This is a genomic window from Pseudonocardia sp. NPDC049154 (assembly GCF_040648315.1).
Taxonomy (GTDB): domain Bacteria; phylum Actinomycetota; class Actinomycetes; order Mycobacteriales; family Pseudonocardiaceae; genus Pseudonocardia.
The window spans coordinates 30214-49181 of sequence record NZ_JBEZDN010000055.1 but is presented as its reverse complement, the minus strand read 5'-3'; the positions used below and the strand labels follow the sequence as shown (position 1 = coordinate 49181).

Annotated in this window: 16 protein-coding genes and 1 pseudogene; 8 read left to right on the top strand and 9 right to left on the bottom strand. The window is 73.8% G+C overall.

Going from position 1 to position 18968, the window contains the following annotated elements; all coding sequences use genetic code 11:
- Nucleotides 1–131 precede the first annotated feature (131 nt).
- The 5 genes and pseudogenes from AB0B41_RS24200 to AB0B41_RS24180 form a co-directional block, all read left to right on the top strand.
- A pseudogene (locus AB0B41_RS24200) lies at nt 132–461 on the top strand (shikimate dehydrogenase); the annotation flags it as partial.
- Nucleotides 451–2289: a TIM barrel protein gene (locus AB0B41_RS24195; protein ID WP_358207013.1), complete on the top strand. Its 1839-nt coding sequence runs from the start codon at nt 451–453 to the stop codon at nt 2287–2289. The pseudogene AB0B41_RS24200 and the gene AB0B41_RS24195, both read left to right, overlap by 11 nt.
- A 24-nt stretch (nt 2290–2313) precedes the next feature.
- Entirely contained in the window at nt 2314–2997 is a 684-nt protein-coding gene (locus AB0B41_RS24190) for a response regulator (RefSeq protein WP_358207011.1), read from the top strand.
- A 42-nt stretch (nt 2998–3039) separates the two neighbouring features.
- The gene (locus AB0B41_RS24185; protein WP_358207008.1) at nt 3040–3708 is read left to right on the top strand and encodes a 2OG-Fe(II) oxygenase; all 669 of its coding nucleotides are present in this window, start codon (nt 3040–3042) and stop codon (nt 3706–3708) included.
- Between the two features lie 78 nt (nt 3709–3786).
- Nucleotides 3787–4668 carry an alpha/beta hydrolase gene (locus AB0B41_RS24180; RefSeq protein WP_358207006.1) on the top strand — a complete coding sequence of 294 codons (882 nt, stop codon included), beginning with the start codon at nt 3787–3789 and terminating at the stop codon, nt 4666–4668.
- On the opposite strand, the gene AB0B41_RS24175 is transcribed toward AB0B41_RS24180, so the two are convergent.
- Genes AB0B41_RS24175 through AB0B41_RS24160 form a run of 4 tightly spaced genes read right to left on the bottom strand, consistent with a single transcriptional unit; the run spans nt 4613 to nt 10774 of the window.
- Nucleotides 4613–5818 (bottom strand): 3-isopropylmalate dehydrogenase, encoded by a 1206-nt coding sequence (locus AB0B41_RS24175; protein ID WP_358207004.1) that lies wholly within the window; start codon nt 5816–5818, stop codon nt 4613–4615. The genes AB0B41_RS24180 and AB0B41_RS24175 overlap by 56 nt on opposite strands.
- Nucleotides 5815–7995 carry a hydantoinase B/oxoprolinase family protein gene (locus AB0B41_RS24170; RefSeq protein WP_358207002.1) on the bottom strand — a complete coding sequence of 727 codons (2181 nt, stop codon included), beginning with the start codon at nt 7993–7995 and terminating at the stop codon, nt 5815–5817. The genes AB0B41_RS24175 and AB0B41_RS24170 overlap by 4 nt, the downstream gene beginning before the upstream one ends.
- 30 nt (nt 7996–8025) lie before the next feature.
- Nucleotides 8026–10125 carry a hydantoinase/oxoprolinase family protein gene (locus AB0B41_RS24165; RefSeq protein ID WP_358207001.1) on the bottom strand — a complete coding sequence of 700 codons (2100 nt, stop codon included), beginning with the start codon at nt 10123–10125 and terminating at the stop codon, nt 8026–8028.
- 1 nt (nt 10126) lies between these two features.
- Nucleotides 10127–10774, bottom strand: a complete 648-nt coding sequence (locus tag AB0B41_RS24160; RefSeq protein WP_358206999.1) for a GntR family transcriptional regulator — start codon at nt 10772–10774, stop codon at nt 10127–10129.
- Nucleotides 10775–10979: 205 nt separating this feature from the next.
- Here AB0B41_RS24160 and AB0B41_RS24155 point away from each other — a divergent pair, with 205 nt between their 5' ends.
- From AB0B41_RS24155 to AB0B41_RS24145, 3 genes are read left to right on the top strand one after another with little or no spacing between them, the layout of a single operon-like run.
- Nucleotides 10980–12419, top strand: a complete 1440-nt coding sequence (locus AB0B41_RS24155) for an aldehyde dehydrogenase family protein (protein ID WP_358206997.1) — start codon at nt 10980–10982, stop codon at nt 12417–12419.
- Nucleotides 12420–12430: 11 nt separating this feature from the next.
- Nucleotides 12431–13192 (top strand): SDR family oxidoreductase, encoded by a 762-nt coding sequence (locus tag AB0B41_RS24150; RefSeq protein ID WP_358206995.1) that lies wholly within the window; start codon nt 12431–12433, stop codon nt 13190–13192.
- A gap of 28 nt (nt 13193–13220) precedes the next feature.
- A complete protein-coding gene (locus AB0B41_RS24145) occupies nt 13221–13979 on the top strand; it encodes a GntR family transcriptional regulator (RefSeq protein WP_358206993.1) in 759 nt (252 codons plus the stop codon).
- Between the two features lie 42 nt (nt 13980–14021).
- Here AB0B41_RS24145 and AB0B41_RS24140 read toward each other — a convergent pair whose 3' ends face one another.
- From AB0B41_RS24140 to AB0B41_RS24120, 5 genes are read right to left on the bottom strand one after another with little or no spacing between them, the layout of a single operon-like run.
- Nucleotides 14022–15341 (bottom strand): LLM class flavin-dependent oxidoreductase, encoded by a 1320-nt coding sequence (locus tag AB0B41_RS24140; RefSeq protein ID WP_358206991.1) that lies wholly within the window; start codon nt 15339–15341, stop codon nt 14022–14024.
- Nucleotides 15341–16321, bottom strand: coding sequence for an ABC transporter substrate-binding protein (locus AB0B41_RS24135; protein ID WP_358206989.1), 981 nt, complete (start codon nt 16319–16321; stop codon nt 15341–15343). The genes AB0B41_RS24140 and AB0B41_RS24135 overlap by 1 nt, the downstream gene beginning before the upstream one ends.
- Nucleotides 16318–16785, bottom strand: a complete 468-nt coding sequence (locus AB0B41_RS24130; protein WP_358206987.1) for a cupin domain-containing protein — start codon at nt 16783–16785, stop codon at nt 16318–16320. Before AB0B41_RS24130 ends, AB0B41_RS24135 begins: the two co-directional genes overlap by 4 nt.
- The gene (locus AB0B41_RS24125; protein WP_358206985.1) at nt 16778–17848 is read right to left on the bottom strand and encodes an Rrf2 family transcriptional regulator; all 1071 of its coding nucleotides are present in this window, start codon (nt 17846–17848) and stop codon (nt 16778–16780) included. The genes AB0B41_RS24130 and AB0B41_RS24125 overlap by 8 nt, the downstream gene beginning before the upstream one ends.
- On the bottom strand, nt 17845–18963 hold the full coding sequence (locus AB0B41_RS24120; protein ID WP_358206983.1) for an LLM class flavin-dependent oxidoreductase: 1119 nt from the start codon (nt 18961–18963) through the stop codon (nt 17845–17847). The genes AB0B41_RS24125 and AB0B41_RS24120 overlap by 4 nt, the downstream gene beginning before the upstream one ends.
- Nucleotides 18964–18968 lie beyond the last annotated feature (5 nt).

Sequence of the window (18968 nt, the reverse complement as noted above, 5' to 3'; positions counted from 1 at the left end):
TATAGGTGACTGGTGATCAGACTTGTGCTGTTCCTCTGACGGCCGGGGCGGGCCGCCGCGCCGCCCCCCTGGCCGGGGGGTTCGGCGCCGGCCGCGCCCGCGGCGGTGCCGTCGCCGAGCTCGGGCACCGGTTGGCCGCGGCCGACGGCCTGGTGCACGCGACGCCCGTCGGAATGGCCGAGCACCCCGGCCTCCCGCTGCCGGCGGCGATGCTGCGCCCGGAGCTCTGGGTCGCCGAGATCGTCTACCGGCCGTTGGAGACCCCGTTGCTGCGGGCCGCGCGGGCGCGCGGTTGCCGCACCCTCGACGGCGGCCGGATGGCCGTGCACCAGGCCGCGGAGGCGTTGCGGCTGTTCAGCGGCCGCGAGCCGGACCCGGCGCGGATGCTGCGCCACCTCGCCGAGCTGGTCGGCGCGGAGTCTGCGGGTCCGGCCGAGGGGGGTGCCGACCGTGTCGCGTGAGCCCCGGACCGCCATCGCCACGGTCTGTCTCTCCGGCGCGCTGGAGGACAAGCTGCCCGCCGCGGCGGCCGCCGGGTTCGACGGCGTCGAGGTCTTCGAGCCCGATCTGGTCGCCTCGCCGCTGCCGCCGGGCGAGGTGCGGCTGCGCTGCGCCGACCTCGGCCTGTCGATCGACCTCTACCAGCCCTTCCGCGACCTGGACTCGACCGACCCGGAGCGGTTCGCGGCGAACCTGCGGCGCGCGGAGCACAAGTTCGACGTGATGGAGGCGCTCGGCACCGACACGGTGCTCGTCTGCTCCTCGGCCGCGCCCGACGCCGTCGCCGACGTCGACCTCCTCGCCGAGCAGCTCCACGCCCTGGCCGAGCGCGCCGCCGCCCGCGGGCTGCGGATCGCGTACGAGGCGCTGGCCTGGGGCCGGCACGTGAACACCTACGACCGCTCGTGGGAGGCCGTCCACCGGGCGGACCACCCCGCGCTCGGCCTGTGCCTGGACAGCTTCCACATCCTGTCCCGCGGGTCGGACCCGGCCGCGATCGCCGACATCCCTGGCGACAAGCTGTTCTTCCTCCAGCTCGCCGACGCGCCGCACCTGTCGATGGACGTGCTGCAGTGGAGCCGCCACCACCGGCTCTTCCCCGGCCAGGGCGCGTTCGACCTCCCCGGCTTCCTCGCCCCGGTGCTCGCCGCCGGCTACGCGGGGCCGCTATCGCTCGAGGTGTTCAACGACGTCTTCCGGCAGGCCGACCCGGGCCGCGCGGCCGTGGACGCCCACCGGTCCCTGCTGGCGCTCGCCGAGGCCACCGCCGCGCGGGGCGAGGGCGCCGATCCCGTGGCGGAAGCGGCCCCCGAGCTGCACGGACACGCCTTCGTCGAGCTCTCGGCGGACGAGTCGCTGGCCCCGGTGCTGGCCGCGCTCGGGTTCGCCCGCACCGGCCTGCACCGCACCAAGCCGGTGGAGCGGTGGGAGCAGGGCGGGGCCCGGATCCTCGTCAACCGCTCCGGCGGCCCGGTCGCGGTCGCCGCGCTGGCCGTCGAGTCGGCCGACCCGCCCGCCGCCGCGCGGCGCGCGACCCGGCTGAGCGCACCCGTCCTGCCCCGGGAGCGCGGGCCGGCCGAGGCCGACCTCGCCGCCGTGACTGCGCCCGACGGCACGGCGCTCTTCTTCTGCCGCACCGGCGCCCGTGCCGTCGAGGGGGCGGACTGGACCGGCGACTTCGTGCCCACCGGCGAGACCGCGCCGGGGATCGGGGTGACCGGGATCGACCACGTCGGCCTGGCCCAGCCGTTCGACCACTTCGACGAGGCCGCGCTGTTCTACCGCACCGTGCTGGGCCTGGAACCGGACGCGACCGGTGAGTTCGCCGCACCGTTCGGCCTGGTCCGCAGCCGCGCCGTCGTCGACGCGCAGCGCCGGGTCCGGCTCGCGCTCACCGTGTCGCTGCTGCGGCGGGGCGAGTGGGCGCCGGGGGTGTCCGAGCCGCAGTACGTCGCCCTGGTCGTCGACGACGTCCTCGCCGCCGCCCGCGCCGCCCGCGCGGCCGGGGCGCCGCTCCTGGCGATCCCGGACAACTACTACGCCGACCTCGACGCGCGGCTCGCCCTGTCGAAGGACCGGCTGGCCGCCTATCGCGACCTCGGAGTGCTGCACGAGGAGACCGCCGGGGGCGCCTACCTGCAGGTCTGCACCGAGGTGCTGGGCGGGCGGGTGTTCCTCGCGCTGGTCCAGCGCGTCGGCGACCACGACGGCTACGGCTGGACCGACGCCCCGGTCCGGATGGCGGCGCACCGCCGCCGGCGGCTCGCTCGGGAGCGCGTGCGCGCCTGAGCGGGGCTGTGAGTGAATGGGGGCGTGCAGACCCGGGTCCTCGTCGTCGACGACGACCCGGCCATCGCCCGGGCCCTGCGGATCAACCTGACCGCGCAGGGCTACCACGTGACCCTCGCCGGCGACGGGGCCACGGCGCTGCGGGCGGCCGCGGACCGGCACCCGGACGTCGTCGTCCTCGACCTGGGCCTGCCCGACCTCGACGGCGCGGACGTCATCGCCGGCATCCGCGGCTGGAGCCCGGTCCCGATCATCGTGCTGTCCGCGCGGACCGACTCCGGGGAGAAGGTGGCCGCGCTCGACGCGGGCGCGGACGACTACGTCACCAAACCCTTCGGCATGGACGAGCTGCTGGCCCGGCTGCGCGCGGCCGTCCGGCGGGCGGGGGCGGCCGCGCCGACCGGTGAGCCCGTGCTGCGGCTGGGCGAGCTGACCGTGGACCTGCAGGCCAAGCGCGTCCACCGGGGCGACGCCGAGGTGCACCTGACGCCGACCGAGTGGGGCATCCTGGAGATGCTCGCCGGGCACCGCGGCAAGCTCGTCGGGCAGCGGGAGCTGCTGCGGCAGGTGTGGGGGCCGCACTACGAGGAGCGCACCAACTACCTGCGGGTGTACCTGGCACAGCTGCGGCGCAAGCTCGAACCCGACCCCGCGCACCCGCGGTACCTGATCACCGAGGCGGGGATGGGCTACCGGCTCGACGTCTGATTCCCGCCGGAACTCCGGCGTCGCCGCTGGTGGGGTGAAGGCATGGATCTCGCGGAGGAGCTCGACGGCACCGGTGTCGCGCACGTCCCGGGCGTGCTGTCGCCGGAGGAGTGCGCCGGGGTGGCGGCGCTGTTCGCGGACGACGCGCGCTTCCGCAGCACCGTCGTCATGGCCCGGCACGCGTTCGGCGAGGGGACCTACCGCTACTTCGCCGACCCGCTCCCGGACGTGGTGCAGCGGCTGCGCGAGGACTGGTACCCGCCGCTGGCGGAGATCGCGAACCGCTGGGCGGAGCGTCTCGGCGAGCGCACCTTCCCGCCGACGCTCGCCGGGCTGCGGGCGGAGTGCGCGGAGCGCGGCCAGCGCCGGCCCACCCCGCTGCTGCTGCGGTACGGGCCGGGTGGGCACAACCGGCTGCACCAGGACGTCTACGGCGACCTGACCTTCCCGCTGCAGCTGCTGGTGATGCTCAGCCGGCCCGACGTCGACTTCACCGGCGGCGAGAGCGTGTTCGTGGAACAGGTGCCGCGGCAGCAGTCGCGGCCGATCGTCGTGCGGCCGGGGCAGGGCGACGCCGTGGTGTTCCCGGTGCACCACCGCCCCGTCCGGGGTTCGCGCGGGGACCACCGCCGGCTGCTGCGGCACGGGGTCTCGGCGGTGCACACGGGGGAGCGGGTCGTGCTGGGGATCATCTTCCACGACGCGCCGTAGTGACCGCCCGGGAGTGACGACGGTCGTCACGCCGGCCGGACCGGGTGGGGCAGGGCCCCGCATGCGACGATCCGGTCCGTGGACCCGACCGCGACCGAGGACGCCCCCCGCTGGTTCCGGACCGCACTGGCCGAGCCGCCGGCGCACCGCGACACCGAGGTGGAGGGCGCCCGCGTGCACTACCGCGCCTGGGGCGAGGAGGGCCGGCCCGGGCTGGTCCTCGTGCACGGCGGTGCCGCGCACTCCGGCTGGTGGGACCACGTGGCGCCGTTCTTCTCGGCCGGCGCCCGGGTCCTCGCGCTCGACCTGACCGGCCACGGCGACAGCGACCACCGCGGCGCCTACGACCTGGACCTGTGGGCGCGCGAGGTCATGGCGGTGGCGGCCGCGGGCGGCATCGCCGGACCGCCGACCGTGATCGGTCACAGCATGGGCGGCTGGGTGACCGCGACCGTCGGCGCGCGGTTCGGCGCCGAGGTCGACGGCATCGTGATCGTCGACTCGCCGCTCAACGAGCAGCCGCCCGAGGAGGAGCGGCTGCGGCGCAAGACGCGCACGGCGAAGGTGTACGACGACCGCGAGACGATCCTCGGCCGGTTCACCACCATGCCGGCCCAGGAGATTCTGCTGCCGTACGTGCGCCGGCACATCGCCGAGGAGTCGGTGAAGGCGGTGGCGAACGGCTGGAGCTGGAAGTTCGACCCGAGCCTGTTCGCCGAGCGCGTGCTGCTGCGGGACCTGCTGCCGGAGCTGAAGTGCCGCGCCGGATTCCTGCGCTCCGAGTTCGGGCTGGTCCCGGACACGATGGCCGGCGAGATCGACGCCCTGCTCGGCCACCGCGTCCCGATCGTCGACCTCCCCGCCACGGGCCACCACCCCATGCTCGACCAGCCGCTGGTGCTGGTCACCGCGCTGCGCGCCCTCCTCCGGCAGTGGGCGGTGGACTCGCTCCCCGACTGAGGTTCGTGGGGCCCGATGGGGCGAGGGCGGCGAGGGCGCTCATCAGGGAGGTGCCGGGGTCGCCGACGGGGTCGGCCGAGCCGATCCGCTCGACGATCCGGGCCCCGATCTCCGTGGTGCTCGCGCCCATCGCCGGGCCGGCGAGGGCGGGCAACGACGCCAGCACCGCGGCCGTCGCGCCCTCGACCGCCAGGGCCGCCTCCCGTTCGCCGAGCGCCGCGAGGCACAGGGCGGCGGAGAGGGCGGCCGCGGCGGGGTTGGCGAGCCCCTTGCCCGCGATGTCCGGGGCCGAGCCGTGGACCGGCTCGAACATGCTGGGCGCGGTGCCGAGCGGGTTGTGGTTCGCGCTCGCCGCGAGGCCCAGCCCGCCCTGCACCGTGGCGCCGAGGTCGCTGATGATGTCGCCGAAGAGGTTGTCGGTGACCACGACGTCGAACCGGCCGGGGTCCAGCGGCAGGTGCAGGCACATCGCGTCGACGTGCACGTAGTCCCGCTCGACGTCCGGGAAGTCCTCGCCCACCTCCGCGACGACCTCCTCCCACAGCCGGCCGGCGTGGGTGAGGATGTTCGTCTTGTGGCACAACGTGAACCGCTTCCGGCGGGCGCACGCCAACCGGAACCCGAACTCCACGATCTCCCGGGTCGCCGGGACCGTGGACACCGAGTGCTGCAGGGCCACCGCCTCGGCGGTGCCGGCGTGCACGGTCTCGCCGCCGCCGGTGTAGAGCCCTTCGGTGTTCTCCCGCAGGATCACCAGGTCGCAGTTCTCCGGCGTGACGCCGCGGACCGGGGACTCGACGCCCGGGTAGAGCCGGACCGGCCGCACGTTCACGGACTGCCGCAACGCGATCCGCAGCGCGACGATGAGCCCGCGCTCCAGCACGCCCGGCGGCACCCGTGGGTCGCCGACCGCGCCGAGCAGGATCGCGTCGTGCCGGCGGAGGGCCTCGCGGGTCTCGCCGGGCAGCACGATCCCGGTGCGCAGGTAGGGCTCGGCGCCGAGGTCGTAGTCGGTGGTCGAGGCGGTGAAGCCGAACCGGGCGGCCGCCGCGCGGACACAGTCCACCGCGACGGCCGTGACGTCCGGCCCGATCCCGTCCCCGCCGACGACGGCCAGGTCGTACATCCGCTGGGCCGATGATTCGCTCACGCGCGGCCCCCGGCCAGCGCGAAGTCGCGCCAGTCCTTGCCGCCCACCGGTTCCGTGTCCACCCACAGCGCGGTGATGCACTCCGGGCAGACGTAGGCGACGGTCGCCAGGTCGGCGTGCACGTCCACCCGCGACCCCAGGTCCTCCGGCCCGAGCACGACCCGGCCGACGATCGCCTCCCAGCCGTCGCCGAGGGGCCCGAGGACGGTGTCGCAGTGCCGGCACGCCGCGTGCCGCGTCCCCGCGTCGTCGGCGAAGGTGACCAGTGAGGCGCCCCAGATCCCTCGTGAGTGACGATCACCGCTATGGCGACCCTCGGCACTCACAAGCGCAACCATTCGCGCCCGCCGAGCATCCCGGATCGACGCACGCAGGGACTCGGTGCCGGCCGGGTCGACCACTCCCGACGAGGAGAAGGCCACGCCGTACAACCGCGCCGCCGCGTCCAGCGACACCGCCCCGGCCTCCACGTCCGCGGCGACCCGCGCCGGGTCGCGGAGCAGCGGGTCGCCGTAGCCCCCGCCGTTCTGGACCGTGCACTCGAAGACGTCCCCGTGGGCGATCCGCGCGGCGGGGGAGACACCCGGCAGCACCTGGTGCTCGCCCGCCAACTCGGTCAAGGCGCCCACCGGACGCCCGGAACCGAGGTGGTCCAGCACCCCGGAGCCGGTGACCCGCTCGAACCGCGCGCACGAGCCCGGCAGCCCGCCGAACAGGCCGGTGCGGTTCGGCACGGCGACGCCGTGCGTGCCCAGCACGCCCGTCACCTCGGTGGTGTCGATCGGGGTCAGGGCGAACTGGATGCCGTTGCCGCCGCGGAACGTGCCGGCGCCGCCGGAGTCCGGGACCTGCCGCCGCCACAGGTAGAGCAGCGGGTGCCGCATCTCCTGCTGCTCGACGTCCGTGGCCCCGCCGGCGAGGATCACCATCGCCCCGCCGGCGTCGACCCCGTCGCGGAAGGAGAACGCCGGCCCGCCCCACAGCAGCGAGTCCATGTACATCGAGGCGAACGGCTCGCCGTGCTGGTCGATCCCGCCGAACTGGTTGAGCTGCCACGAGCCGTCCGACGGGCCGAACGCGTGGTTCTCGTACTTCTCGCTGAACGACAGCATCTTCGCGATCGTGCCGCCCGCCGAACAGGTGGCGGTCCAGTTCGCGCCCGCCGCGCCGCCGGACACCGGCATCGGCTCGACGGCGGTGACGCACAGCCCGTCCGGCGCCACGACCTCGACCGGCCGCATCAGCCCGTGGTTCCACGCGATGTCGGACCCGAAGGTGCACAGCATGAGCGTGGCGACGGCGCCGAGCAGGCCGCCGCGCGTCGTCATGCCGTAGGCGGGGGACTGGGGGCTGGAGTCGGAGAAGTCGAAGACGATGCGGTCGCCCGTCTTCGTCATCCGGCACGGGACCTGCAGCAGCTCGATGTCCCCGTCGGCGGTCCCGGCCGGCCGGTCCAGGTAGGACGTGTGCTCGTACACCCCGTCCGGCAGCTCGCGCAGCATCGCCCGCAGCTCGGCCTCGGAGTTGTCCAGCGTGCGCTCCATGGTGGCCCTGACCTGCGCGGCGCCGTAGCGGTCGCACAGCTCGTGGAAGCGCTGCTCGGCCACCCGCAGGCCCGCCAGGAAGGCGCGGAAGTCGTTGGCGACCGTGTCGTGCATGCGGGAGTTGAGGACGATCGTGTCCCACAGCTCCTGGTTGAGCACCTCCCGGCGCACGATCCGGCCCGGCGGGATCCGGATGCCCTCCTGGAACACGTCCGTCGCCGTGGTGCACCAGCTGCCCGGGTCCATGCCGCCCAGGTCCACCTGGTGCGCCATGCAGCCCAGCCACGCCACGATCTCGCCGTCCCGGAAGACCGGCTTGCAGAACTGGACGTCGTTCTGGTGCATGGCCGCGAGGTACGGGTCGTTGATGATGAAGACGTCGCCCGGCTCGATGTCGTCGTAGCGGTCGAGGAAGACCTCGATCGCCATGGCGCCCGTGTAGATGGGCGTGAGCAGGTACGTCCCGATGATCGCCATCTCGCCGGCGGCGGTGTAGATGCCGAAGTTGTAGTCCGTGGCGTGCACGACCGGTGAGCCGGAGACGTGCTCGACCGTCGTGGCGCCCTCGGAGTTGATGGACCAGAGCTTGTGCCGGATGACCTCGTAGGTGACCGGGTCGACTGCGGTTGTCATTCTCGTTCTCCCTCAGCGGTTCCGGACGACTCAGCGGTTCCGGATGACGATGTCGCCGGAGCCGTCCACCTCGGCGTCCTGGCCCGGGCCGATCACGACCGTGGTGTCCCGCAGCTCCACGATCGCCAGCCCCTCGATGTGCAGCCCGTCGTGCAGGTGCTCGGCGCGGTAGACCGTGGCGTCGCGCCACTCACCGCCGGAGAACACCCGGCGTAGGCCGGGCTCACCGGCCTTCGCGCCCAACGCCCCCGTGTCGAAGTCCGCCTTGGGCACCGGGCTCGTGGCCACCACCCGGAAGGTCGTGATCTCCACGCCGCCCTCCAGGAACGCGGCGCCCTTGCCGAACCGGCCCTCGTAGACCTCGACGAAGCGCTCGACCATGCCGTTCACGTCCGCCGCGGTGAGCACGTCGGACTCGAACGGAACCGTGAGCACGTGGATCTGCGCGCGGAAGCGGATCTCCACCGAGCGCACGTAGCGGATGGAGTCCTCGGCGGCGCCCGCCGCCACGAGGTCCCGGCGGGCGCGGGCCGCGAGCTCGTCGAACGTCGCGTCGAGCTCGGCCGGCGGGAGCGCGGACGCGTGGTCAGTCGTGCCGGGCGGGGTCTGCATCGGCTTGGACAGCTCCTCGACCATGGTCAGGTCGGAGCAGCCGATCCCGAACGCCGAGTGCACGGACGCGGTGATCGGCACGACGATCTGCGGACAGCCCAGCTCGGCGCCGTAGGAGAAGGCGTGCAGCGGGCCCGCGCCGCCGTAGGCGAACACGGCGAAGTCCGTGGGGTCGTACCCCTGCTCGACGGTCACCTGCCGCACCAGGTCCGCCATGCGGGCGTCGACGATCGTCTTGATGCCCTCCGCGGCCTGCTCGACGGTGAGTCCGGTGGGTTTCGCGACGTGCTCGTCGATCGCGGCACGGGCCTTGTCGACGTCGAGGGTGAGCCTGCCGCCGAGGAAGTTGTCCGGGTTGAGGTAGCCGAGCACGAGGTCGGCGTCCGCGACCGTGGGCAGGGTGCCACCACGGCCGTAGCAGGCGGGACCGGGGCGTGCGCCCGCCGACTCGGGGCCGACCTGCAGCACGCCGCCCCGCACCGAGGCGATCGAGCCCGCGCCCGCGCCGATCGCCCGCACCGCCACCGAGGGCAGGGCGAGCTCGTCGCGCCCGATCAGGGTGGTGTTGGACATGACCGGGCGGCCGTCGAGCACCAGGCCGACGTCGAAGCTGGTGCCGCCCATGTCCGTGGTCACCACGTTGCGGTGGCCGGACCGCGCGCCGAGGAACTGCGAGGCGACGACCCCGCCGACCGGCCCGGACATCACCGTCGCGGCCGCGCGCTTCTCCACCTCCGCGAAGGTGGCCAGGCCGCCGTTGGACTGCATGAGCAGCGGGTCCGCGCGCAGCCCGGCCGTCGCCAGCGTCGACTCGAAGGAGTCCAGCGAGGTCTTGAGGACGGGGCGCAGGCTGGCGTTCACCGCCGTCGTCAGCGTGCGCTCGTACTCGCCGATGCGGGGCAGGAACTCCGACGACAGCGTGACGCTCGCGCCCGGCACCTCCTCGGCGATGATCTCCGCGACCCGGCGCTCGTGGGCCCCGTTCGCGAAGGACCAGAGCAGCGAGACCGCGAAGACCTCGGCGCCGGCCTCACGGAGCTCGGCGACCGCGCGCCGGACGTCCGCCTCGTCCAGCGGGGAGACCACGCGCCCGGCGTAGTCGATCCGCTCGGTGACCTCGGCGGTCAGCCGGCGGGGGACGGCCGCGGGCTGCTTGACGAGCGTGCGGAAGCGCTTGACCTCCTCCTCGTCCAGCCCGATCCCCTTGAACCCCCGCATGATCGTGAGGGTGTCGCCGAAGCCGCGGGTCTGGATCAGGCCCACCTTCTTCGTGCGGCCCTCCAGCATCGCGTTGGTGGCGATGGTGGTGCCGTGGGCGAACACCTCCACCGCGCCGAGCAGCTCCGCGAGCGGGACGCCGCGCTCCTCGGCCGCGAGCTCGAGGGTGTCCAGGACGCCCTGGGCCGGGTTGTCCGGCACGGTGGAGGACTTGTAGCGGCCGACGCTTCCCGTCCCGTCGATCACCACCGTGTCGGTGAAGGTGCCGCCGATGTCGGAGGCGACGTAGTAGGTGGGCATCTCACTCCCTTGGTCGGGCCCGGAGTTCGGCGATCGTGGCCTCGATGTGCGCGCGGGCCAGGCGCTCGGCCGCGGGGCCGTCGCCGGCCTCGATCGCGCCGACGATGGCGGTGTGCTCGGCGACCGCCCGAACCGCGCTGTCCCGCTCGACGAGCGCGACGGGTGCGAACACCTGCGCGGTCATCCGCAGGACGGGGGTCTGGGCGACGACGAACTCGTTGCCGGACAGGTGGACCACGTCCTCGTGGAACGCGACGTCGAGCGCCGTGTAGGTCTGCGGCTCCCACGGGTCCAGTGCCGCCCGCTGCCGCGCGACGACGGCGTACAGCTCCCGCACCCGGCTCGCCGGGGCCGGGCGCTCGGCGGCGAGCCGCGCGGCCAGCCCGTCCACCACCGCGCGCAGCTCGTACGCGGCGAGCAGGGTGGGCAGGTCCCCGGTGACGACGCGGGCGCCCTGGCCGGGGATGAGCCGGACCAGCCCGTCCTGCTCGAGGGCGCGGAGGGCCTCGCGCAGCGGGGTGCGGCTGACGCCCAGCTCCGCGGCCAGCTGCTCCTGTCGCAGCCAGGTGCCGGGCGGGTACCGACGGGCGTAGATGCGCTCGCGCAGCAGGGACGCGAGCTCGTCGACGAGGGGGACGACGGTGGCCACCGAGACCTCCCTCCGTCGTTGGATACAGCGATCCGACCCTGGCCGATCGGCGACGGTCACGTCAAGGCATGCCCATGAATGCACCCGTTGAGCTGGGGTTCTTGACGTCGTCGAGGCGCGACGGGCATGCTGCGGCCCCGGCAGCTGGTCGGACCAGCTCGCCGGAGCACCGCCGTCGCCAGTGTTGTCGCAAGGGAGCCGCCCCATGCTCGAGAGCCCAGCCGGACTGCCGATCGGAACGGAATGGCGCACCGACCTCGACACCGCGCCGGTCGTCTTCCCGTACGACGGCTCGGTGGTCGCGCAGGCCCCCGTCGGGACCGTCGAGCACGCCCGGGCGGCCCTCGAGGCCGGTGTCGCGGCGGTGCGGCCCGTCGGCAAGCTGAGCTCCGCGGTGCGCCGGCAGATCCTCCTCGACGTCGAGCGGGAGATCGCCGCGCACCAGGACGAGCTGGTCGACCTGCTGATCCTCGAGACCGGCAAGACCCGCGCGGACTGCGTCGTCGAGGTCACCCGGACGCTGTTCACCTGGTCCGCGGCCGCCGAGGAGGTCTCGCACCTGCACGGCGAGACCGTGCCGCTGGACATGCAGGCCTCCGGCGCCGGGATGGTCGGGTTCTGGCAGCGCAAGCCGATCGGGCTGGTCATCGGGGTCGCCGGGTTCAACGGGCCGTTCCTGCTGGCCAGCCACAAGATCGCGCCCTCGGTGGCGGCGGGCTGCCCGGTGATCTGCAAGCCCGCGCCCGCCACCCCGTTGGCCACCCTCTGGCTGGCGGACGTCGTGCGCCGCGCCGCCGTCGCGAACGGCGCGCCCGCCGAGATCTGCCAGGTCGTGACGGGGGACGCCGAGGTCGGGCGCACCCTGGTGACCGACCCGCGGGTCGGGGCGGTGTCGTTCACCGGCTCCGCCGCCGTCGGGCACCAGATCGCGCGGGACGCGGCGCCGCGGAAGACGTTGCTGGAGCTGGGGTCCAACGCCGCGCTCGTCGTGGACGTCGACGCCGACCTCGACGCCGCGGCGGCCGCCGTGCTGCGCGGCGGCTTCTACTTCAACGGCCAGGCCTGCATCGCGGTGCAGCGGATACTGGTGTGCGAGCCCGTGCTGGACGCGTTCGTCGGGAAGCTCACCGCCCGCATCGGCGAGCTGACCGTGGGGGACCCGCGGGACCCCGCCACCCGCGTCGCGCCCTTGATCAACCAGGCCGCGACCGACCGCGTGCTGGAGTGGCTCGCCGAGGCCGAGCAGGCCGGGGCCAAGGTGCTGCACGGCGGGCGCGTCGTGGACCGCACCGTCGAGCCGACGATCCTGCTCGACGTCCCCGAGACCGCGAACGCCTGGTGCGAGGAGATCTTCGCGCCGGTCGTGGCGATCCGCTCGGTGCCGGACCTGGAGAGCGCCCTGGAGGCGGTGAACCGCTCGCGGTACGGCCTGCACGCCAGCGTGTTCACCCGGTCCTTGGCCACCGCGTTCGCCGCGATCGAGGAGCTCGAGGTGGGCGGCGTCGTGATCAACGAGGTGCCCGGCTTCCGGTCGGACATCATGCCCTACGGCGGGGTGAAGGACTCCGGGATCGGCCGCGAGGGCCCGCGGTTCGCGATCGAGGAGCTGACCGTGACCCGGATGGCGATCATCCGGCCGTCCTGAGAGGACTGTTCATGGACTACGGCAACCTGTTCCGGCTCGACGGCAAGCGCGCGCTGCTGATCGGCTCCGGCGGGATCGGGCGCGAGGCGGCGCTCGCGCTCGCCGCGCACGGCGCGCAGGTGATCTGCGCGGACCGCGACCCCGCCGCGGCGAAGGCGACCGCCGACGCGGTGTCCGGCGAGTCCCTCGAACTGGACATCACCGACCCCGAGGCGGTCTCGCGGACGGCGGACCAGCTCGGCGACCTCGACGTCGTCGTGCTCACCGCGGCGACGAACGTGCGCAAGCGGATCCTGGACTACAGCCCGGAGGAGTTCGACCGGGTCGTCGACCTCAACCTGCGCGGCACGTTCTCCGTGTTCCGGGCCTTCGGCGCGAAGATGGTGGCGCGGGGGAGCGGCAGCATCATCGGCTTCTCGTCCATCCGCGGGCGGACCGTGGAGCCGGGGCAGTCCGTCTACGCCGCGACCAAGGCGGGGCTGGAGATGCTGGTGCGCACCGCCGCCGTCGAGTTCGGGGAGGCGGGGGTGCGGGTCAACGCGATCGCGCCCGGCGTCGTCGAGACGCCGTTGACGCAACAGATCAAGAACGACCCGGGCTGGTACCAGGCGTACGCCACGAAGGGCGCGCTCGGCCGCTGGTCGAAGCCCTCGGAGCTGGCGGGGGCCGTGGTCTACCTGGCGTCGGACGCGTCGAGCTTCGTCACCGGCTCCACGCTCGCCGTGGACGGCGGGTGGACCGCCGTGGACGGCCGCTTCACGCCCCCCACCTGAGAAGTGCCGACCTGACAGACTCCTCGCCGTGACGCTGCCGCAGACCCGCGCCTTCCAGAAGGTCGTGGACTACGTCGAACACGCGATCGCCGGCGGCGAGCTCGCGCCCGGCGACCGGCTGCCCAGCGAGCGGGAGCTGGTGGAGCGCTTCGGGATCGCGCGGTCCTCGGTGCGCGAGGCGTTGCGTGTGCTGGAGAGCATGGAGCTGGTGCGCTCGCAGCCGCGGGACCCGCGCGGGCCGCTGGTGCTGCCCGCGTCCACCGGGCCGATCCGGCGCACGTTGGCGATGCTCACCGCCACCAACGCGGTGAGCCTGCCCGAGCTCGTCCAGTTCCGGATGGTGGCCGACGCCGCGGCGAACCTGATGGCCGCCACCCGCCGCACGGACGCGCAGCTGCTCGGGCTGGAACGGAACATGGCGCGGATGCGGGAGTCGATCCCGCTGGGCTACAGCGCCTTCAGCCGGCTCGACCTGGAGTTCCACGAGCTCATCGCGCAGGCGGGCGGGAACACGCTGGTGCGGCTGTACGGGGACGTCACGCGGGAGTCGGTGCTCACGCTGATCCAGCAGACGATCCTCGACGCCGGCGACCGGGAGGCGCTGATGCGCCGCTCGGTCCGCCATCACGCCTCGGTCTACGCGGCGATCGCGGACCGGGACGGCCCCCGCGCCTCCCGCCTGGCCCGCGAGACGCTCTACGCCTACTACGCGGACCACGTGGACGAGGCCGACCGGGCGGTCATGGCCGACCTCGTCCGGGAGTGCGGCGGCACCGTTCCGTCCTGACCGCTCGTGAGTGGCAATAGTCGCTATAGCAGCTATTGCCACTCACAGCTTCGCGACGGAGGGCCTGACCAGGCCGAGATGATCTCGCAACGTCCGCCCGGTGTACTCGCGCCGGAACAGACCGCGGGCCTGCAGCTCCGGGACCACGAGCCTCGTGAAGTCGTCGACGGAGCCGGGGGCGAAGGCGGGCATGATCACGAACCCGTCCGCGCCGCCCGCGGAGTACCAGCGCTCCATCTCGTCCGCGACCGTCGTCGCGGACCCGACGAGCATCGGGAAGGACAGGCTCGCGGCGTACTCCACGGCCAGCTCGCCCAGCGTGATCCCGCGCTCGATGGCGTGCCCGATGACGTACTCGAAGCGGCCCTTCGAGCCACGCAGCTCCGAGCGCACGTCCGGCACCGGGCCGTCGACGGGGTGCTCGGCCAGGTCGTAGTTCATGGAGGCCGACATGAACGTCAGGCCCGCCACCGGGTGGACGAGCGACCGCAGCTCGCGCTCGACCGCCTGCGCCTCGGCGTCCGTGTCGGCGACGATCGGCACGATCCCCGGCAGCACCTTCGCGGAGTCCGGATCCCGGCCGGCCGCGGAGACGGCGGCGCGGAACTGCGCGCGGAAGTCCTGCGCCCGCTCCAGGGTCGGCGCCACCGCGAACACCACCTCGGCGGTGCGGGCGGCGACCTCCTGGAACGTCCCCGACGCCCCGGCCTGCACGATCACCGGCCTGCCCTGCGGCGAGCGCGGCAGGGTCAGCGGCCCGGCCACCCGGAACCAGTCACCGGAGTGGTCGGCGCGGCGAACCCGGGTGGGATCCACGTAGGTCGCGCCGGCGCGGTCGAGGACCACGGCGTCGTCGTCCCAGGTGTCCCACAGGGCCAGCACGGCGTCGAGGAACTCCGCCGCCCGGTCGTAGCGCGTGGAGTGGTCGAGGTGGGCGTCCCGGCTGAAGTTGCGGGCCTCGCCGTCGGACACCGACGTCACGGCGTTCCAGGCGGCGCGCCCGCCGCTGACGTGGTCGATCGTGGAGAACATCCGGGCGACGTGGAAGGGCTCGGAGTACGTCGTCGACGCCGTCGCGGCCAGCCCGATCCGCGAGGTCGCCCCGGCGAGGGCCGTGAGCAGCACGACCGGGTCCCGGTGCACGTTCACGCGGGTGCGGAGGACCTCGTCCGGGGTGCCGCCGTAGACGTCGTCCACGGCGAGCTTGTCCGCGAGGAACGCCAGGTCGAAGCAGGCCTCCTCCGCGGTCCGCGCCAGCCGCCGGAACAGCTCGACGTTGGCGCCGGTGTCCATCCCCGAGCGGGGGTGCCGCCAGCCACCGGCGTGCACCCCCGACTCGGACAGGTAGAGCGCGAGGTGCATCAGGAGACGGCCGCGGGCGACAGGTCCTGCACCGCCTCGGAGACCTCGACCTTCTTGCGCAGCACGCCGAACGCCTCGTAGTTGTCCGCGACCGTCTGGATCTCGCCGACCAGCGCCTGGTCGAGCGGGACCAGGGAGCGGTTGGCGCGCTGCGACATCAGGTCCGCGACCGCGGCGGGCCGCTGGGTCAGCTTCGTGTAGATCGCGGCGTTCTCGGCCGGGTGGTCGGCGGCCCACTGCACGGCCTTGCCGTAGCGGGAGATGAAGTCCTGCATGGCCTGCTTCTTGCCGGCGTCCTCGAGTGCGTCGGTGTTGGCGTCGAGGAAGGTCAGCCCGGGGGCGAGCCCGTCGGGCCCGCGCAGCACACGCGCGCCCTGCTCCTGCTCGGCGACCGCGGTGTACGGGTCCCAGGTCGACCAGGCGTCGATCGCGCCCGACGACATCGCCGCGGCGGCGTCGACCGGCTGCAGGAAGGAGATGGTGACGTCGGAGTCCGTCAGCCCGGCCTCCTTCAGCGCCTGCAGGAGCAGGTAGTGGCCGACCGAGCCCTGGGTGGTCGGGGAGACCGTCCTGCCCTTGAGGTCCGCCACCGACCGGATGGGCGAGTCCTTCGGCACGATGACGGACAGGCCGTACTGCTGCGGGACCTTGGTCGCCGCGACGATCTTGATGTCGTCCGTGGAGGACAGCGCGGTCAGGGTCGGGGCGTCGCCGGCCACGCCGATGTCGACGGCCTTGCCGCGCAACGCCTCCAGCACCGGGGCGGCCGCGGGGAACTGCGCCCACTCGACCTTGTAGGGCGCGCCCTGCAGCGCGCCGGAGGCCTCGACCAACGCCTGCTGGATCCCGGCCTGGTCCCCGACCTTGAGGGTGACGGTGGACAGGTCCACCGGCCCGTCGTCCGCGGCGGAGCCGCCGGAGCCACAGGCCGCCAGCGCCAGGGTGGCGGTGGCCAGTACAGCGGTGAGCAGACGCTTCACGAAGGGTTCTCTTTCAGGGGGTAGAGGGCGGGGAGGTTCACGACGATCCCCTCCTGGGTGCTGCGGGAGATGACGACCACGGCCGGGTTCTCCGGGTCGGGGTTCTCCTCGCGGTGGGGGACGAACGGCGGCACGAAGATGTAGTCGCCGGGCTCGGTCTGCAGGGCGACCTCGCCGGTGCCGTCGTGGAAGACGAACCGCGGGTTCCCGCTGACGATGTAGATCGAGGTCTCGGCCTCGCCGTGGTGGTGGTCGCCGGAGTTGGTGGCGGGCGCGACGTGCGTCTCGCCGGTCCACAGCTTCTCCGAACCGACGGTCTTGCCGCTGACCGCCTCGCGGCGGGTCATGCCCGTGGTCTGCATGGTGTCGCCGGTCAGGTCGGCGTTCTTGATCAGATGCACCCGGGCGCGGTCGGGCAGCTGGGCCTGGGCAGCGGTGAAGTCGGGGTGGAACGCGTCAGCCATGGTTGCTCCCGGTGGTCAGTTCGAGGACGGAACGTTCCTCGAGATACTCGCGCACGGTGCGCTCGAGGTCGCCCCACGGTGCGCCGGCCGGGACGGTGGCGATGGCGCCCTCGGTGGCCCGGACGACGTCCGCGAGGGTGATCTCGGCGGCGTCCCGGGCCAGCTGATAGCCGCCCTCGCACCCGCGCCGGCTGATCACCAGGCCGGCCTTGCGGAGCTGGATCATGATGTTCACCAGCGAGTTCAGCGGGATCTCGCGGGTGCGGGCGATGTGCTCGCAGCGGACCGGGCCGGCGTCGTCCACGATCAGCTCGGCGATGGCGCGCAGGGCGTAGTCCAGCCGCGCCGAGACGTGCAGCGGCGCGGCCTTGCGAGACCTGGTCGCCTCGCGCGCGGCGGGCTCGACGAACCCGGCACCCTTGGCGGCGCCCTCCAGGAAGGTGATGACGCGGGCGGCGACGATCCGGTGGAACTGGTCGTTGAGCACGTCGTGCACCCCGTCCCGGACGACCGCGACGTCCGGGGTCAGCGCGCGCACGGCCTCGACCGGGGCGATCGGGTCGGCCTCGCCGTGCAGCACCAGCGTCGGCACGTCCGGCAGCGCCTCCGGGTGCTCCGGCAGGGCGCCGGTGAGCTCGCCCCAGTGGAAGTCCGGGTCGGCGTCGAGGACCTGCCGGTGGATCGGGCAAGCGGTGCGGGCGGCGATCTCGGCCTCGTGGTCCGCAGGGACGTCCCCGTCGCCGAGGGGGAGGGCCGCGAGGACGAGCGCGTCGGGCGCGTTCTGCGCCGCGATGCTCCACGCGCGCAGGGCGCCGGCGTCGGAGCCGAGCAGGACCCGGGCCCCCTCGCCCTCGGCGAGGGCGGCGGTGACCTCGGCGTCCGTCGCGTCCGCGTGCGGGACGACGACGGTGTAGCCGTCGAAGGCGAGGCGCCTGCCGAAGCGCGCGTAGACGCCCGGGTTCTCGCCGCGGCCGACGAGGACCACGACGGTCCCGCGGACCGCGGCGGCGGGGGTGAAGACGGTGGGGGCAGGAGCGGTGTCGTTCGTCGGCAGGGTGGTCACGCGGGCACCTTCTGCGAGCTGTTCTGACCACGCCGGGCCACCTCGGCCCGGACCAGGGGGAGCAGGTCGCGGCCGTACGCGGCCGCGTCGGAGATCGGGTCGTAGCCGCGGATCAGCAGCGTGGTCACGCCGATGTCGACGTAGTCCAGCAGGGCCTGGGCCACGGTCTCGGGGGTGCCGACGAGCGCGGTCGAGTTGCCCGCCGCGCCCGACGCCGCCGCGGTGGCGGTCCACAGGCAGCGGTCGTGGAGCTCGCCCTTCTCGGCGGCGGCCAGCAGCCGCTGCGAGCCGACGTTCGACGGCCCACCCGTCTCCCGCATCCGGCTGCCGGTGAAGGACGCGTGCCCGCCCCTCGCGGCCACGATCCGGTCGCGGATCGCGTGGGCGCGCGCCCAGGCCTGCTCCTCGGTGGCACCCAGGATCGGGCGGAAGGACACGCTGATCCGGGGGAGCTCGGTGCGGCCGGCCGCGCGGGCTGCGGCGTGCACCTTCTCGATCTGCTCGGCGGTCTCGGCGAGCGGCTCGCCCCAGAGCGCGAAGACGTCCGCGTGCTTGCCGCCGACCCGGTACGCCGCCTCCGACGAGCCGCCGAAGTAGATCGGGATCCGGCTGCTCAGCGGGCGGATCTCCTGCTGCACCCCGGCGACCCGGTAGTGCTCCCCGGAGTGGTCGAACGCCTCGGGCTCGTACCAGGCGCGGCGGACCACGTCGAGGTACTCGTCCGTGCGGGCGTAGCGCTGCTCCTTGTCGAGCCAGTCGCCGTCCCGGCGCTGGTCGACATCGCTGCCGCCGGAGATCACGTGCATCGCGACGCGGCCGCCGCCGGAGAAGTGGTCCAGCGTGGCGTACTGCCGCGCGGCGAGCGTGGGCGCGGTGAAGCCCGGGCGGTGCGCGACCAGGAAGCCCAGCCGCTCGGAGTGCGCGGCGCCGTACGCGGCGACCTGCAGCCCGTCCGGGGTGGACGACGAGTGGCCGACCAGCACCTTGTCGAAGCCGCCCTCCTCGTGGGCGGACACGAAGCGGCGCACCGTGTCCCGGTCCACGACCGGACCGGCGGCGGGGTGGATCTCCGAGACCTCCTGGGTCCCGATCATGCCGATGAACTCGACCGTCATGGTCG